This window comes from Rhodococcus sp. 05-2255-1e (genome assembly GCF_002259025.1).
GTDB classification, from domain to species: domain Bacteria; phylum Actinomycetota; class Actinomycetes; order Mycobacteriales; family Mycobacteriaceae; genus Rhodococcoides; species Rhodococcoides fascians.
On the sequence record NZ_NOZE01000010.1, the window covers coordinates 163,166 to 180,434 of the forward strand.

13 protein-coding genes are annotated in these 17,269 nt (G+C 65.9%); 3 read left to right on the top strand and 10 right to left on the bottom strand.

Annotation, left to right across the window (positions count from 1 at the left end; genetic code table 11):
- Positions 1-47 precede the first annotated feature (47 nt).
- Positions 48-2,879: a phosphoenolpyruvate carboxylase gene (ppc, locus tag CH262_RS08810; protein WP_094717459.1), complete on the top strand. Its 2,832-nt coding sequence runs from the start codon at positions 48-50 to the stop codon at positions 2,877-2,879.
- A gap of 315 nt (positions 2,880-3,194) precedes the next feature.
- Here ppc and pgl read toward each other — a convergent pair whose 3' ends face one another.
- The 5 genes from pgl to tkt are packed head-to-tail and all read right to left on the bottom strand — an operon-like array spanning position 3,195 to position 9,623.
- Entirely contained in the window at positions 3,195-3,938 is a 744-nt protein-coding gene (gene pgl, locus CH262_RS08815; RefSeq protein ID WP_094717460.1) for a 6-phosphogluconolactonase, read from the bottom strand.
- Positions 3,931-4,839 (bottom strand): glucose-6-phosphate dehydrogenase assembly protein OpcA, encoded by a 909-nt coding sequence (opcA, locus tag CH262_RS08820; protein WP_179274953.1) that lies wholly within the window; start codon positions 4,837-4,839, stop codon positions 3,931-3,933. Before opcA ends, pgl begins: the two co-directional genes overlap by 8 nt.
- Positions 4,836-6,392 (bottom strand): glucose-6-phosphate dehydrogenase, encoded by a 1,557-nt coding sequence (zwf, locus tag CH262_RS08825; RefSeq protein ID WP_094717462.1) that lies wholly within the window; start codon positions 6,390-6,392, stop codon positions 4,836-4,838. Before zwf ends, opcA begins: the two co-directional genes overlap by 4 nt.
- 3 nt (positions 6,393-6,395) lie before the next feature.
- Positions 6,396-7,520, bottom strand: coding sequence for a transaldolase (tal, locus tag CH262_RS08830; protein WP_094717463.1), 1,125 nt, complete (start codon positions 7,518-7,520; stop codon positions 6,396-6,398).
- Positions 7,521-7,523: 3 nt separating this feature from the next.
- Positions 7,524-9,623 carry a transketolase gene (tkt, locus tag CH262_RS08835; RefSeq protein WP_032382068.1) on the bottom strand — a complete coding sequence of 700 codons (2,100 nt, stop codon included), beginning with the start codon at positions 9,621-9,623 and terminating at the stop codon, positions 7,524-7,526.
- A gap of 444 nt (positions 9,624-10,067) precedes the next feature.
- Here tkt and CH262_RS08840 point away from each other — a divergent pair, with 444 nt between their 5' ends.
- The gene (locus tag CH262_RS08840) at positions 10,068-11,072 is read left to right on the top strand and encodes a heme o synthase (RefSeq protein WP_027497015.1); all 1,005 of its coding nucleotides are present in this window, start codon (positions 10,068-10,070) and stop codon (positions 11,070-11,072) included.
- Between the two features lie 28 nt (positions 11,073-11,100).
- Here CH262_RS08840 and CH262_RS08845 read toward each other — a convergent pair whose 3' ends face one another.
- The gene (locus CH262_RS08845; RefSeq protein WP_032387334.1) at positions 11,101-12,066 is read right to left on the bottom strand and encodes a quinone oxidoreductase family protein; all 966 of its coding nucleotides are present in this window, start codon (positions 12,064-12,066) and stop codon (positions 11,101-11,103) included.
- A gap of 135 nt (positions 12,067-12,201) precedes the next feature.
- On the opposite strand from CH262_RS08845, the gene CH262_RS08850 reads away from it, so the two are divergent.
- Positions 12,202-12,576 (top strand): hypothetical protein, encoded by a 375-nt coding sequence (locus CH262_RS08850; protein ID WP_027497017.1) that lies wholly within the window; start codon positions 12,202-12,204, stop codon positions 12,574-12,576.
- Positions 12,577-12,766: 190 nt separating this feature from the next.
- Here the strand turns inward: CH262_RS08850 and CH262_RS08855 are convergent, their stop codons facing one another.
- From CH262_RS08855 to mptB, 4 genes are all read right to left on the bottom strand, one after another.
- Positions 12,767-13,771: a COX15/CtaA family protein gene (locus CH262_RS08855; protein WP_094622132.1), complete on the bottom strand. Its 1,005-nt coding sequence runs from the start codon at positions 13,769-13,771 to the stop codon at positions 12,767-12,769.
- 67 nt (positions 13,772-13,838) lie between these two features.
- Complete coding sequence (locus CH262_RS08860) at positions 13,839-14,639, bottom strand: ABC transporter permease (RefSeq protein WP_032387335.1); 801 nt, start codon at positions 14,637-14,639, stop codon at positions 13,839-13,841.
- Entirely contained in the window at positions 14,636-15,580 is a 945-nt protein-coding gene (locus CH262_RS08865; RefSeq protein ID WP_032365765.1) for an ABC transporter ATP-binding protein, read from the bottom strand. The genes CH262_RS08860 and CH262_RS08865 overlap by 4 nt, the downstream gene beginning before the upstream one ends.
- On the bottom strand, positions 15,577-17,235 hold the full coding sequence (gene mptB, locus CH262_RS08870) for a polyprenol phosphomannose-dependent alpha 1,6 mannosyltransferase MptB (RefSeq protein WP_256988751.1): 1,659 nt from the start codon (positions 17,233-17,235) through the stop codon (positions 15,577-15,579). Before mptB ends, CH262_RS08865 begins: the two co-directional genes overlap by 4 nt.
- Between the last annotated feature and the right edge of the window lie 34 nt (positions 17,236-17,269).

Below are 17,269 nucleotides of genomic sequence, written 5' to 3' on the forward strand. Positions count from 1 at the left end.
TCCCGGCTCCGAGTGCGAGTTGACGGCCGAGCGACGATACTGGGGGGATGAGCGAATCCTCTTACGAGTCAGTCGGTTCCCCGGCATTCGTCACACCGACAGCTCGCGGGCGAGAGTTGACCGAGCCGCTGCGGGAGGACATCCGCTATCTCGGCGGCATCCTCGGTGAGATCATTCGCGAACACGAGGGCGACGAGGTCTTCGAGCTCATCGAGTCCGCGCGAGTGGAATCCTTCGCAGTGCGCCGCTCGGAGATCGAACGCGACGACTCTGTCGGCCGGTACACCGATGTCGAAGTGGCGCAAGCTGTTCCGTTGATCCGCGCGTTCAGCCACTTCTCGTTGCTCGCGAACCTGGCCGAGGATCTCCACCGCGAGCGTCGACGTGCCATTCATATGGACAACGGAGACCCGCCGCAGGACAGCAGCCTGGACGCAACGTGGTCGAAGATCGACGCCGCCGCTCCGTCGCGGGAGCAGGTGGCCGCCGCACTGACCGACGCGTTGGTGGCACCGGTCATCACCGCGCACCCCACCGAAACACGTCGTCGAACGGTGTTCGACGTCCAATCGAAGATCACCGCACTGATGCGTCGGCGCGAGGTCGCGTCGGCTGCCCCGGAGGGCAAAGCCGCCGGAGCCGCCAAGGAATTGGCCGCGATCGACGTGCAGATTCGCCGGCAGGTGCTGACTCTGTGGGAAACCGCCCTGATTCGGCTGTCGCGATTGCGCATCCAAGACGAGATCGAGGTGGGTCTCCGCTACTTCGAGTCCTCGCTGTTCGACGTCATGCCCGCCCTCAATGCCGATGTCCGCGCGGCGCTGCGAGCGCGATGGCCGGAGGACGACCTGCTGCCGCGGCCGATACTTCGGCCGGGGTCGTGGATCGGAGGAGACCGCGACGGTAACCCGAACGTCACCGGCGAGGTGGTGCACACGGCCACTCATCAGGCCGGTTACGTGGCGTTCGAGCATTACCTCGACGAACTGGTTGCGCTGGAGAAAGAGTTGTCGATGTCCGCGCGGCTCGTCGCGGTCACCCAGGAACTGGAAGCTCTGGCCGAGGCGTCCGCGGAACCGGACGACCGCCGGGCCGACGAACCGTACCGTGTTGCCGTTGTCGGTATCCGTGCCCGCCTGACAGCAACGGCACGGGCGGTGCTCGACGCGGTTCCGGTGTCCGGAATCGATCTCGGTGCCAACCAGTATGCGAGCCCGCAGGAAGTCCTCGACGATCTCGACACTCTCGACCGCGCGCTCCGGGCCGACGGAGACGGTCTGATCGCCGACGATCGACTGCTTCGACTCCGGCAATCGGTCGAGACGTTCGGATTTCATCTCCAGGCGTTGGACATGCGGCAGAACTCCGAGACCCACGAGGAAGTGGTCGCGGAGCTGTTGGCCTGGGCCGGGGTTCATCAGGACTATCGGTCGCTCGGTGAGGACGAGCGCGTCTCGGTGCTCTCGCACGAACTCGCCACTCGGCGTCCCCTGATCGGGCCCACCGCGCAACTCAGCGACCTCGCTGCGAAGGAACTGGGCATCGTCAGGGCGGCCAAGGAGGCCATCGACCACCTGGGCCCGGACACCGTTCAGAACTACATCATCAGCATGTGTCAGTCCGTCAGTGACATGCTCGAGGCGGCCCTGCTGCTCAAGGAAGCGGGGATCTTCGATCCCGGCGTCGACGGTTCGGCACCCACGTCGACGGTGGGTGTCGTGCCGCTCTTCGAGACGATCGAGGACCTGCAGCAGGGTGCCGCGACGCTGCTCGCCACTCTCGACGTTCCGATCTATCGCGCTCTCGTCGCCGGTCGAGGCATGAACCAGGAGGTCATGCTCGGGTACTCGGACTCGAACAAGGACGGTGGCTATCTCGCGGCCAACTGGGCGCTCTACCGAGCCGAACTCGACCTGCTCGAAGCGTCCCGTAAGACAGGAATTCGGTTGCGGCTCTTCCACGGTCGCGGTGGCACCGTCGGGCGCGGCGGCGGCCCCAGTTACGACGCGATTCTGGCGCAACCGCCCGGCGTGGTGCAGGGATCGCTTCGTCTCACCGAGCAGGGCGAGATCATTGCAGCGAAGTACGCCGAACCGTCGATGGCGCGGCGCAACCTCGAATCGTTGGTCGCGGGCACCCTCGAATCGACGCTGCTCGACCTCGAAGGATTGGGTGACGGCGCCGAGGCCGCCTACGACGTTCTGGACGATCTCGCGGCCAAGGCTCGGGCAGCGTACGGCCGGCTGGTGCACGAGGAGCCCGGGTTCGTCGAGTACTTCCGCACGTCCACGCCCGTTGCCGAGGTCGGCGAGCTGAACATCGGGTCGCGTCCGGCGTCGCGCAAGCCGACGAATTCCGTGTACGACCTGCGTGCTATCCCATGGGTGATGTCCTGGAGTCAGTGCCGCGTCATGCTGCCCGGTTGGTACGGCACCGGATCGGCGTTCGAGGAGTGGGTCGGTGACGACGACTCCAAGCTGGAGGTACTCGCGGATCTGTATCGAAAGTGGCCGTTCTTCCGCACTGTGCTGTCCAACCTGGCGCAGGTCATGGCCAAGTCCGATCTGGGCATCGCCGCTCGGTATGCGGAACTCGTTCCCGACGCAGACCTCCGCGCACGCATCTTCGGCATGATCGAGGCCGAACACGCCACCACCGTTCGGATGTATCTGAAGATCACCGGTCACAGCCGACTGCTGGAGGACAACCCGGCGCTGGAGCGATCGGTACACAACCGGTTCCCGTACCTGGAACCTCTCAACCAGATGCAGGTCGAGATGTTGCGTCGATACCGCAACGGCGACGACGACGAACGGGTCAAACGAGGAATCCTGCTGACGATGAACGGCCTGGCCACGGCACTACGCAACAGCGGCTAGCACCGTACGTCTCGCTGCGCTGCCGCGGAACCGGTGGCCGACAGTCTGCGTCCAACCGGGTATGAGGACGTGCAGAAACACTCTCGACGCGTGGCGGGACGGGACGGCGTATCGGGTGATCGCTCGATCGCGGTATGCGGACTTCCGAGGCGGACTCGGTGACGACGGCGAGTCCATGCGTGGTTCGGACGGCAGTGCTTCGAACGGCATTGGTTCGAGCGGCGTCGGTTCGAACGACTACGGCGTCGATTCAGGGGAGTGAATCTCCTGAATCGACGCCGCAGTACGTCTGCTGTCAGCTGTGGCTCGAGCCGATCACCGGTCCAGCTGTGAGGCCGCGGCCTCGTCGACGAACCAGACCGTCGATTCCGCGCCGATGGCACCGGCCGACGGCCAGTCGTCGGACGCTGCTCCGCCGACGGCGGCGGCAACGGCCTCGGCCTTCCCTGCACCGGACACCAGCAGCCACACGTGCTTCGCCCTCCGGACGGCGGGCAGGGTGAGTGTGATGCGAACCGGTGGCGGCTTGGGGGAGTCCTCGACGGCCACGACGAAGCGATGCTGCTGGCGCACCGCGTCGGTGTGCGGGAAGAGCGAGTTGATGTGGCCCTCGCCGCCCATGCCCAACAGGTGGATGTCGAAGTCGGGGCATTGACCGTCGTCGGCCCGTGAGTGCAGCGTCTGTGCGTACGCCGCCGCAGCCGTTTCCGGGTCGGAGCCGTAGGCGCCGTCCGACGTCGCCATCGTGAACAGTCGATCCGGGTGCACGTCCACGTGCTTCAGCAGCGCGTCCGATGCCTGGACCTCGTTGCGCTCGGGATCTCCCGAGGGGAGAAAACGCTCGTCACCGAAGTAGATGTCCACCCGTGACCAGTCGATGGCACCGGAATCCGCGCGCAGTGCCTCGAGGAGGGCGATTCCCGTCCCGCCTCCGGTCAACACCACCGACGCGACACCGCGCTCGGCCTGCGCCGCGACGACAACGTCGACGAAGCGAGTGCGGGCGGCATCGACCAGCCCTTGTGCGTCGAGGTATCGGAGGACCGACTGATTACTCATAGCTCACTTTCGACAGACCGTGGAGGGCGAGTTCGTAGATTTCGTCCGTGTCGAGCCGCCGCAGTTCCTCGGCCAGGCACTCGCGGGTGTTGCGACGTGCCAGAGCAACCTGAGCGTCGGGCTGACCGGTACGCCGCAGTGTGGCGGTTTTTCCGGTCTGCGGACGGGTCAGCGAAATACTGCTGTTCTCCCTGGTCAGCTCGACCTTGAGCTCGCCGGCTCGCCGGTAGACCGGCACGTCGAGCTTCGCCGCCAACCAGCCGGCCAGAATGTCGAGTGCCGGCTCCTCTGCCAGTCCCGACACGGTGGCCGAGGTGACGGACTCGAACGGTGCCTGATCGAGGGCAGTCGCCAGCAGGCCGCGCCAGTAGGTGATTCGGCTCCACGACAGATCCGTATCACCCTCGGTGTAGCTGCTCAGCCGTCCCTTGATCGCTGCGGTGGTATCCGACGAATTGGTGGCATCGGTGATCCGCCTGATCGCCAACCGGCCCAGTGGATCCTTCGCCGGTACCGTCGGTGCCTCGTCCGGCCACCACGCGACGATCGGCGTATCGGGCAGCAGGAAGGGAATGACGACGCTGTGTTCGTGATCGGCGAGCTCGCCGTTCAGTCGTAGTACGACGACCTCGGACGCGCCGGCGTCTCCGCCGACGCGGATCTGGGCGTCGAGACTCGACTCGGCGGACCGATCACCGTGGATGAGGACGATGACGCGACACGGATGTTCCCGGCTCGCCTCGTTCGCGGCATCGATCGCCCGTTCGGCCTTGCTCGCATCACGGCTCGCGACGATCAAGGTCAGCACGCGGCCGATGGTGACCGCGCCACCTGCTTCACGAACCTCGACGAGCTTCTTGCCGACCTCGGCCGTCGTGGTGGCGGGAATGTCGACAATCACGGCCTTCTCCATTCGCGTCCGGTGCGGTGCATCATCTCGTCACCCGAGGACGGACCCCAGGTGCCGGCCTCGTACGGTTCGGCGGTGCCGCCCGAGGCCCAGTACTCGAGAATCGGGTCGAGAATCTTCCACGACAGTTCCACTTCGGCGTTGACCGGGAACAGTGAGGGCTCACCCAGGAGTACGTCGAGTATCAGTCGCTCGTACGCCTCGGGAGATGACTCGGTGAACGCCTGGCCGTAGCTGAAGTCCATGCTGACGTCGCGCACCTGCATGCTGGACCCGGGAACTTTGGAACCGAAGCGCATCGTGACGCCCTCGTCCGGCTGGACTCGAATGACCAGTGCGTTCTGCCCCAGTTCCTCGGTCATGGTGGCGTCGAACGGCAGATGGGGGGCACGCTTGAACACCATTGCGATCTCGGTGACTCTGCGGCCCAACGCTTTTCCGGTTCGCAGATAGAACGGGACTCCACCCCAGCGTCGAGTGTCGACCTCGAGGGTGATGGCGGCGTAGGTTTCGGTGTTCGACTCGGAGTCGAACCCCTCTTCCTCCTTGAGCCCCTTCACTTTCTGGCTGCCCTGCCACCCGGCGGAGTACTGCCCGCGGGCGGACGTGCGATCGAGCGGCTCGGCGAGCTTGGTCGCCGAGAGCACCTTGATCTTCTCGGACTGCAACTCGGTGGGGTTGAAACTCACCGGCTCCTCCATCGCAGTGATGGCGAGCAACTGGAGGAGGTGGTTCTGAATGACGTCGCGGGCCGCCCCGATTCCGTCGTAATAGCCTGCGCGGCCACCCAATCCGATGTCCTCGGCCATCGTGATCTGCACGTGGTCCACATAGTGCGCGTTCCAGATCGGATCGAACAACTGGTTGGCGAAGCGCAGCGCGAGAATGTTCTGCACCGTCTCCTTGCCCAGGTAGTGATCGATCCGAAAGACGGTGTCCTCGGGGAACACTCGGTTCACGATCGCGTTGAGATCCTTGGCGCTCTGCAAATCGTGACCGAACGGCTTCTCGATGACGACGCGTCGCCAGTTGCCGTCCTGCGCCTGGGCCAATCCGGAGCGTGAAAGTTGTTGCAGTACAACGGGGAACGCGCCGGGTGGGATCGAGAGGTAAAAGGCATGGTTTCCGCCGGTGCCGCGGGTGGTGTCCAGTTCGGTGAGAGTCCGCGACAACTCGTCGAACGCGGCATCGTCGTCGAACGAACCCTGAACGAACCGGAAGCCCTCGGCAAGTGTGTTCCACACCTCTTCGCTGAACGGGGTTCGAGCATGATCGCGCACGGAGTCGTGCACGATCTTCTCGAAATCCTGGTTCTGCCACTCACGGCGAGCGAAGCCGACCAGGGCGAAACCGGGGGGTAGGAGCCCCCGGTTCGCCAGGTCGTACACCGCAGGCATGAGCTTCTTACGCGCGAGGTCACCGGTCACCCCGAAGATGACCATGCTGCACGGCCCGGCGATGCGGGGGAGCCGCTTGTCTCGCGCGTCGCGAAGTGGATTGCGCCAATCCGCGGAATTCAGGTTTTCTGTGTCTGCGGTGGGCACAGGTCAGCTCTTCTGACCTGCTTGGCGGAGCTGCTCCTCGGTAGCTTCGAGCAGCTCGTTCCACGCAGCCTCGAACTTCTGGACGCCCTCGTTCTCCAACGTCAGGAAGACGTCGGTGAGGTCGATTCCCAGCGCAGAGATGCGGTCGAAGATCTCCTGCGACTCCGGTCCCCTACCCGAGACGGTGTCGCCGACGATCTCGCCGTGGTCTGCGACCGCGTCCATGGTCTTCTCCGGCATCGTGTTCACGGTGTTCGGAGAGACGAGCTCGGCGACGTACATGGTGTCCGGGTAGGCGTCGGACTTGACGCCCGTCGAAGCCCACAGTGGCCGCTGCGGACGTGCACCGTTGCCCGCGAGTTCGCGGAACCGAGGAGCCACCTCGAAGACCTGCTGGTACGCCACGTACGCGAGGCGCGCATTGGCCAGCGCGGCCTTGCCCTTGAGGGCCTCGGCGTCGGGGGTGCCGATGGCGTCCAGGCGGGAGTCGATCTCGCTGTCCACGCGGGACACGAAGAACGACGCCACGGAATGGATCTTGTCGAGGTCGTGACCGGCGGCGCGGGCGGCCTCGAGCCCCTCGAGGTACGCGTTCATGACCAGCTCGTAGCGCTCGACGGAGAAGATCAGGGTCACGTTGACGCTGATTCCCTCACCGATCACCTTGGCAATGGCGGGGATGCCTTCTTCGGTTGCCGGAATCTTGATGAGGAGATTCGGACGGTCGACGATCTTCCAGAGTTCGACGGCCTGCTCGTACGTCTTGTCCGCGTCGTGCGCCATGCGGGGGTCGACCTCGATCGACACGCGGCCGTCGACGCCCGCGCTGGCCTCGTACTGCGGTACGAGGATGTCGCACGCCTCACGGACGTCGTCGGTGGTGACGGTGCGAATCGTGGTCTCGACATCGGCACCTTCGCCGGCAAGCTTGGTGACCTGCTCGTCGTAAGCATCGCCCTTGCTCAATGCGGCCTGGAAGATCGACGGGTTGGTCGTCACGCCGACGACGCTCTTGGTGTCGATCAGGTCCTTGAGGTTGCCCGACCGAATGCGGTCGCGGGACAGGTCGTCCAGCCAGACCGAAATTCCGGCGGCGGACAGCTCGGCAAGGTTTTTGTTCTGGGTCATGAGTTATCCCTTCACGTTGGTGATGGAGCGCTGCGCGGCCGCGACGACGGCGTCGGCCGTGAAGCCGAACTCGCGGAAAAGTGTTGCCGCATCGGCAGATTCGCCGTAGTGCTCGAGCGAGATGATCTCGCCGAAACCGCCGACGATCTTCCACCACGGCATCGCGATGCCGGCCTCGATGGACACCCGCGCCTTGACGGTGGGCGGAATGACCTGGTCGCGGTAGTTCTGGTCCTGGCTCTCGAACCACTCGACACACGGCATCGACACCACGCGTGCCGCGATGCCCTGCGCCTCGAGCAGCTTCTGGGCCTCCACTGCGTACTGCAGTTCGGAACCGGTGCCGATCAGGACGACGTCGGGGCTGGCCTTCGACGACTCGGAGAGGATGTAGCCACCCTTCGAGACGCCCTCGAAGCTGGTGCCTTCCAGGATCGGGATGCCCTGACGCGTCAGCGCCAGGCCGACGGGCCCGCTGCTGCTCGACCTGGCGAGCACCGACTGCCAGGCATAGGCCGTCTCGTTGGCGTCACCGGGGCGTACGACAGACAGGTTGGGAATCGCACGCAGGGCCGCGAGGTGCTCGACCGGCTGGTGCGTCGGGCCGTCCTCGCCGAGGCCGATGGAGTCGTGGGTCCATACGTAGATGGGATCGATGTCCATCAGCGACGCCAGGCGAACCGACGGCCGCATGTAGTCGCTGAACTGCATGAACGTTCCGCCGTACGCGCGGGTCGGACCGTGCATGACGATGCCCGACAGGATCGCACCCATGGCGTGCTCGCGGATACCGAAGTGCAGCGTGCGGCCGTAGGGCTCGGCGTCCCAGTCGTCGGTGGAGATCGACGTGGGGCCGAAGGACTTCGCACCCTTGATCGTGGTGTTGTTGCTGCCGGCGAGGTCGGCCGAGCCGCCCCACAGTTCCGGAAGAACGGGTCCGACGGCGTTGAGGACCTCGCCCGACGCCGCACGCGTGGCGACGGCCTTGCTGCCGGGCTCCCACGTGGGCAGCACGTCGGTCCAGTTCTCGGGCAGCGTGCCCTGCTGAAGACGGTCGAGCAACTGCTTGCGCTCGGGCTCACGGGCTGCCCAGGCCTCGAACTGCGTCATCCACTCGGTGTGTGCGGCGCGGCCGCGTTCCTGGAGCTTGCGAGTGTGGCCGATGACCTCGTCGCTGACCTCGAACGTCTTGGCCGGGTCGAAGTCCAGGGCCTGCTTGACCTTCGCGACCTCGTCGTCGCCCAGCGCGGCACCGTGGACGGCACCGGTGTTCATCATCGTCGGAGCCGGGAACCCGATGATGGTCCGCAGCACGATGATCGACGGCTTGTCGGTGACGGCCTTGGCGGCCTCGATGGCCTCCTCGATCGCGGTGACGTTCTCGCCGCCCTCGACGACCTGTACGTGCCACCCGTAGGCCTCGTACCGAGCGGCGGTGTTCTCGGACAGGGCGATGTCGGTCGAGTGCTCGATCGAGATCTTGTTGTCGTCGTAGAACAGGATCAGGTTGCCGAGCTGCTGGGTGCCTGCGAGCGACGACGCCTCGGACGTGACGCCTTCTTCGATGTCGCCGTCGGAGGCGATCACGTAGATGAAGTGATCGAACGGGCTCTCGCCGAGCGCAGGTTCGGGATCGAACAGTCCGCGTTCACGGCGCGATGCCATTGCCATTCCCACAGCGGATGCCAGTCCCTGACCGAGAGGGCCGGTGGTGATCTCGACGCCGTCGGTGTGGCGGAACTCGGGGTGCCCCGGGGTCTTGGACTTGTAGGTCCTCAGTGCTTCGATGTCTGCGAGCTCGAGACCGAAACCGCCCAAGTAGAGCTGCAGGTACAGGGTCAGGCTCGAGTGACCGCACGACAGCACGAAACGGTCGCGGCCGATCCAATGGGTGTCGGTGGGGTCGTGGCGCATGGTGCGCTGGAAGAGGGTGTACGCGAGGGGAGCCAAGCTCATCGCGGTTCCGGGGTGGCCGTTGCCGACCTTCTGCACTGCGTCCGCTGCCAGGACACGAACGGTGTCGACCGCCCGGGTGTCCAGGTCCGTCCAGTCGCTGGGGTGGTGCGCCGTGGTGAGGACGTCAATATCGTCTGTGATCGACACGAGCAGAAATCTCCTGACATTCGTTCGAGTTGTGGCTCCGAGGATTCGTCGCTCGGCGGTAACTGCACAGCGCCTGCGTGAGGCGCGAACGTAGTCGATGCCGAAGGACGTCCCCCACCAGCCTAGTTCCGACCGACGCTACTGTCGTGCCTTCCCCCGTCGGAGCACGAACGTGTGTGGCGTCGCCGCATCGTTCTTCGGTTTGGGTGCCCTGCGAATTGGACGTGCAAACCCCGCCGTCTACCATCGTCTGTAGTAGGCGCATGCTCGACGGCTCCCGGGGGCAATTTCCGAACCGGGACCATCCGCGTGCGCGTCGGTGGCCGAGGTCCTCGTGAGGCGGTTCTCCCAGGATCGGTCGGCCGCCAGGAACGAACCCGCGTGCCCGACGGCGCGTGGCAAGTGGCCGAGCGCCAGAGAACGACAGTCGTGCGAGGAGACGCAGTGCGAATTGGGCAGCAGCCGGGCGGACACGGTTTCGCCGGCGGCCCCGGATTCGGAGCAGACGACCAGGGCGACACCGAACACGCCGCGCCGGCGTCGGCGCCGCGCAGAGCGTGGGCGCTCTTCCTGGCCTATGTCGCGCTGACGAAGCCTCGGGTCATCGAGCTACTTCTCGTCACGACCATTCCCGCGATGCTGCTGGCAGATCGCGGTCACGTGGACCCGTGGCTGATTCTCACCACACTGTTCGGTGGAATGCTGGCCGCGGCGAGCGCGAACACCTTGAACATGGTGGTCGACGCAGACATCGACAAGGTGATGAAGCGCACCGAGAAGCGGCCGTTGGCCCGCGGCGCGATGCCTGTGTCGCACGCACTGGTGTTCGGTCTCGTCCTCGGGGTGTTCTCGTTCTTCTGGCTCTGGGCGACGACCAACCTCCTCAGTGGAGTGCTGGCCGTCGTCACGATCTGCTTCTACATCTTCGTCTACACCCTGGTGCTCAAGCGCCGAACTTCGCAGAACGTGGTGTGGGGCGGTGCCGCCGGCTGCATGCCGGTCATGATCGGCTGGTCCGCCGTCACCGGCACGATCGGCTGGCAGGCGCTGGTGATGTTCCTCGTCATCTTCCTGTGGACACCGCCGCACACCTGGGCCTTGATGCTTCGCTACAAGGAGGACTACCAGGCGGCCAACGTCCCGATGCTTCCTGCCGTCGCGTCGGAGACCAAGGTGACCAAGCACATCGTGCTCTACGCGTGGGCCACGGTTGCTGCGACGTTGGCACTGGCCCCGGGCTCCGGCGTCGTCTACGCGGTGATCGCGGTGGCATCGGGAATCTGGTTCCTCGTCGTGGCGCATCGCCTGTACGCAGGCGTGCGGGCTGGAACACCGGTCAAGCCTCTCAAACTGTTCATCCTGTCCAACGAATACCTGGCGCTGGTGTTCTGCGGCCTCGCCGTCGACTCTGTCCTCGGCTGGCAGACGCTCGCCCAGCTGGTCTCCTGAGCGAGCGCCTCCTCACATCTGCACCCGATCAGGGGACGAGAACGATCGAACCGGTCGACTTACGTCCTTCCAGGTCCATATGTGCCTGCGCGACATCTTCGAGCTCGTAGCGAGCGCCGACCTCGACCGTCAGAGCGCCGCTCGACAACGCCTCGAACACATCGCCCGCACGCCATTCGAGCTCGGCCCGGTCCCGTATGTGATGCGCCAGCGTGGGTCTGGTCAGAAACACCGATCCGGCCCCGTTGAGCCGTTGTGGGTCGAACGGCGGTACCGGTCCGCTCGCAGCACCGAACAGGGCCAGCGTGCCTCTGATGCGCAGCGACGCCAGACTGGCCTCGAACGTGTCGGCTCCGACACCGTCGTAGACGGCATGGACGCCCTCGCCGCCGGTGAGCTCGCGAACCTGGGCCGCAATGTCGTCGTCGTACCGCAGTACGTGGGCGGCACCGGCCTGGGCCGACCGCTCTGCTTTGGCATCGGTGGACACCGTCGTGATGACCCGTACGCCCTTTCCGACCGCCATCTGGGTCAGCAGTAGTCCGACGCCTCCCGCGCCCGCGTGCACGAGGACCGTGTCGCCGCTGCGCGCCGGGTAGGTGGACTCGATCAGGTAGTGCGCAGTCATGCCCTGGAGCAGCGCCGACGCCGCCTGATCGGCCGGAACGCCGTCGGGAACGGATATGGCGGACGAGGCGTCCACGACGACGAACTCGGCATAGCTACCCGGCGCGGCCGCCCAGGCGATGCGGTCCCCAGGAGCGAACGCGGTGACGTCAGGGCCGGCCTCGTGGACAACTCCGGAACCCTCGTCGCCGGGGATGTAGGGCAGGGACCGTGGATACAGGCCGCGGCGGAAGTAGGTGTCGATGTAGTTGATCCCGATGGCGTCGACGCGCACGAGAACCTGCCCCGGTCCGGGCTCGGGAATGGGCACGTCCACGACGACCATGACCTCGGGTCCGCCGGTGTTGTCTACTCGAATGGCACGCATATCCCTGTTCTACACGGGAGCGATGTGAGTTCGAGAACGGACGCACGCTTCCACGACGGGTGCGACAAGTTACCGATCAGTAGCGATTCGGCGGGCCGATGCCGCCACGGTGGACGACCTCGGTATCGTGTCTGCATGGCTACCGAAATCGACAGTGCGGGCAACGAGAAGGACACGTCCAACGAGGTTCCGAAGGGAACTCTCGCGGCTGTGAAGGCTTTTCTCGCCGATCACGGCAACTCGGCAAGTGTGGTGATCCAACCCATCGGTCGGGCCGGAACCCGGCTCACGCTGGTCGGCGCAGACGGAGTGCTCGGAGACCAGGTGGTTCCGTCCACAGCGGTCGCACACGCGATCGTCGCCAGGTTCGACGAACTGACCGAGGCGGAGTGGGACCGCGAGCTGGTCAGTTCGGTCAATCCGGCACCGGGCCATTACGAGAAGATGGCCGGCTGGGTCGCTCGGCAGAAGAAGTTCCCCAAGGCCCGCAACCAGGCCATCGTCGGGTAGGACGAGAGCCGCAAAGTTTTTTCGACTCGACGGGAACCGTCTCGCGGTCCGATGCGTCGAAATCGGTGGAGGGGCAGTCGGCCATCTGAGGGGGAGGTCGGCTGCCCCTCCACTGCGATTCGAAACTGCTGTGCTCGGACACGCGCGTGTCGAGCCGGCTGAGGAGCCGACACCCGAAGACTGCCGGGCCTCAGGACGCTGCGGCAACCCTGTCCACGTCGGCTTCCCGATCGGCAACCGCAGGACCGCGTGTTCTGCACGATGCCCACAGCGCAGCCGTGGCAGCCGTGCAGGCACCGGCACCGGCAACGTGGAACGCGACGAGTACTGCGGGAACGCCCGTGAAGTACTGCACCAGGCCGATCAGGGACTGGGCCAGCACGATCGCCACCAGAACGTGAAGCCGCTGCTTGACGGCAGTCGGCGCTCCGACCGCGTACAGGGCGAAACCGAGCCCGACGAGCAGCGCGAGATACCCGACCAGGAATTGCGAGTGGGCGTGCACCAGCGTGACGATCTCGATGCCCAGGCGCGGTACCGGCTCGTCGATGCTCTTGTCGCCGGCGTGCGGGCCGGCACCGGTCACCATCGTCCCGGCGATCAGTACGCCGGTCAGCGCGACGCCGGACAGGGCAGTGAGCCCGCGTAGCGCGGCGGGGACGGTGGGCAGCGACTTCGGCGCGGCGTCGGTTTCACCCACCTTGACGAACAGCAGGGTAGCCAGCCAGACCATCGCCATCGACACCACGAGGTGAATGGCCACTGTCCACCACAGCAGGCCGGTCAGCACGGTGACGCCACCGATGACGGCCTGCACGACGGTTCCCAGCGGCATGAACCACGCGAAGAGCAACACCTCGCGCCGCCGGGCCGCGCGAGTGACAGCGAGAACGACCGCCGCAGCGGCGATGACCACCACGAAGGTGAGCAGTCGATTGCCGAACTCGACTGCCTGATGCAGCACCGGAACCTCGGATACTCCGACCGGCGTGAAGCTTCCGGGGAAGCACTGTGGCCAGGTGGGGCACCCGAGCCCGGAGCCGGTCACTCGAACCACCGCACCGGTGACGGCTATGCCGCCCTGGGTGAGGATGGCGATGAACGCCAGCACCCGCTGTACCCGCAGCGAGGGCAGGGGCAGATAGGCCACGAGGCGCAGGAACACGCCGTAGAGCTTCCGTAGGAGGTAGGGCACTCCACGATGGTAAACGCCGATCAACTACACAGCGTCGTTGGGTAGAGCGACCGGCGGAAAGCCTCGCTCAGGTGAATTTGAAGGTTCGGACCGCGAGAGTGCCGCAGACCGCAGCCCAGACGAGCAGCACGGCGATCCCGAAGAGGTCGAACGACGAGGCCACACCGCGGTTGAGCGCCTCGCCGAGTGCGCCGGACGGGACGATCCGTGCGACGTTCTGCAGGCCCTGCGGAATCTGGTCGTCGACGAACACCGCGCTGCCGATCCCGAGCATCACGAACCAGGCGACGTTGGCCAACGCCAACACGATCTCCGCCCGCAGGGTGCCGCCGAGCAGCAACCCCATCGAGGCGAACGTCACCGTTCCCAAAGCGATGACGACCGCCCCGAGCAGCAGGCCTGCCGCACTCGGTCGCCAGCCGAGGGCGACGCCGATCGAGCCCAGCAGAACCGACTGCATGATCACCACGATCACGACGGCTATAGACTTGCCGCCGATGATTCCCCACCGTGGGAGCGGCGTGGCACCGAGTCTCTTGAGGGCGCCGTAGCGACGATCGAACCCGACGGCAATCGCCTGTCCGGTGAATGCCGTCGACATGATGGCCACCATCATCACCGCCGGCACGACCCGCGCGACGCGGTCGTCGCCGAGCTCGCCGAACGGCAGCAGGGTGAGTCCGATCAACAGCGTGATCGGAATGAACATCGTCAACAGCAGCTGCTCACCGTTGCGCAGCAACAACTTCAGCTCGAGACGCGACTGCGCGAACAGCATCCGGGCGGCCGACGCCGGCTGTGGGCGCGGCGCGAACAGTCCTGTCTCGAAACGGTTGTCGGCGAGCCGGGCTTCTCTGCGCACCGTCACATCCTCAATTCTCTGCCGGTCAGTTCGAGGAAGACGTCCTCGAGCCGCCGCTGATCGACCTGCAACTCCGTCGCCAGCACGTTCTGTTGTGCGCACCAGGAGGTGACGACCACCAGGATCTGCGGTTCGATCACTCCGGTGACCACGTACGACCCCGGTGACGTCTCCGACGGTACGTAACCGGAGGGCAGGGCCGCGTCGAGCAGGGACAGATCGAGACCGGGGGGAGCGGAGAAGCGCAACTGTCCCTCGGCTCCCTGCTTGGTGAGCTCGGACGGGGATCCGGAGGCGACGACGCGACCGTTGTCGATGATCGTCAACCGATCCGCCAGCTGCTCGGCCTCGTCCATGAGATGTGTGGTCAGCAGAACGCCGACGCCGTCGCGTCGAAGTGCGTCGATCAATTCCCACACCAGCAGTCGGGCCTGGGCGTCTAGTCCCGCTGTCGGTTCGTCGAGAAACACCAACTCGGGGCGGCCGACGATGGCACAGGCCAACGCCAGTCGCTGCTGCTGGCCACCGGACAACCGCCGATAGGGTGTGCGGACCGCCGAGGTCAGGCCCAGACAGTCGAGCAGCCACGTCGTGTCGAGAGGGTCGGCCGAGTACGAGGCGACGAGCTCGAGCATTTCGCCTGCCTTGGACCCCGGGTAGGCACCGCCTCCCTGCAGCATGACGCCGATGCGGGGTCGGAGCTGGGCGGACTCGGCGATGGGGTCGAGGCCGAGGATTCTGACCGTGCCGCTGTCGGGTACGACGAAGCCTTCGCACATCTCGACGGTGGTGGTCTTTCCGGCACCGTTCGGGCCGAGCAGCGCGAGAACTTCACCCGCACCGATGCTCAGGCTCAGTCCGTCGACGGCGGTGGTGCCGTCGTAGGACTTGCGCACGTCGGTCAACTGCACGACAGGTTGCGCCGCATTCGACGTCCCGGAGATCACGAGGACTCAGCGTATTCGTCGGTGTGCCGCTCGGGTGCCGGTGGTCCGATGCGCGTGGGCCATGGCAGCCGGTTCCGTGTCAGCAGATACAACACGACGATGGTCAGGATGGTCATCACTGCGGCCTGCACGATCTGGAACGGCTGGTATTCGCTGCCGTTCGGCATGAGGATCACGCTGACCAGAGACGAGAAGGCAATGGCGGGACGCCGGAAGGACGGAGTGGTGGCCCATGCGGCCAGCGGAATCACCGCCCACAGCAGGTACCAGGGCTGGACTACCGGGAACAGCAGAACCACTGCTCCCAGCGCCACCCCCAGCGCTCCCACCGAGTGCAGTCGGCCCCTCAGGACAGCGACCAGCATGCGGATCACGATGACGCCGGCGACGACGGCTGCGATCGGCCGAGTGAGACTCAACACAGCGGTGGTGTGATCGCCGAGGCCGAGCAGCACGCCGACGAATCCGGTAGCCAGGCCGAGAATCGTGGGAATCGACATCCAGCTCCGCACCACCCCCGCGGTACCCAGAGTGTGGATCCAACCGAATCCGAGTCCGCTACCCAGGCTCACGGCGACTTGGACGGCAACGGCGATCGTGCCGAGCAGCAGCGCAGCGTAGACGACCGATCTCAGAGTGCCGCCCCACCGTCTCGACAGCGCCATGCCGACGAACCCCAGCGCTATCAGCGACGGGATCTTGATCGTCGACGAGAGTGCGATCACACCCGCTCCGCCGATGAGGAACGCGATATCGGTGCTGCGCAACGCACCCGGGCGCTCGATCGCACGCAGCGCCAGTTCGGTACCCGCGAGCATGAGCCCGATCATCAGGGCCTCGTTGTGAATTCCGGCGACCAGGTGGAACAGCAACAGCGGGTTCGCTGCACCGAGCCACAGTGCCGTGACCGACGCGACCCCGCAGCGGCGTGCGAGACGCGGCAGCGCCCAAACGATCAGCGCGACTCCCGCCAAGGCGAGCAGTCGGTGCAGGAAGATGCCGGCGACGATGTTCTCGCCGGTCAAGTACGTGATCCCGCGCCCCATCCACAGGAACAGCGGACCGTAGGGTGCCGGAGTCTCTCGCCAGATGTTGGGCACCGTCCGGGTCAGGACGTTGTCGGCCCCCAGTGCATCCACGGGGCCGATCTCGTAGGGGTCGAGACCGCGGGCCGTGATCTCGCTCTGGGCCAGGTAGGAGTAGACGTCGCGCGAGAACATCGGCGGTGCGACGCTCAGCGGCAGGATCCACAGCAGCAGAGTTCGGTCCATCTGCGATCGGGACAGGCGGCGAGGAGTCGCGCCCGATCGCGTCCGCCCCAACGCGAACCTGCCGAGCAGTAGCCACGCGAGGACCACGACGACGGTTCCCGTCATGGTCACCGTCAGAGCCGACGTGGCCATGCGCGACGGCAGGCTCAGTAACCGGACGCCCGCGATCGGGTTCTGCAGTACCGGCTGCGCACCCGCGCCGAGCGCGCCGATCGCCATCAGCAGCGCGCCCGCGGCTCCGAAACGGCGAATGTTGCGTAGCTGAACGGTCTCGGCGGGATCGAGACCGGGTGCCTCCGGCTCGTCGCCGTGCAACGTGGCGACACCGGCACCCGGTGGGGTCGGTTCCAGGCCGAACACGCGCCGAGCAGGGGTGAGAATCATCCTGTGCAGCAGCGTGCCGCGCGTGGATTCGGGG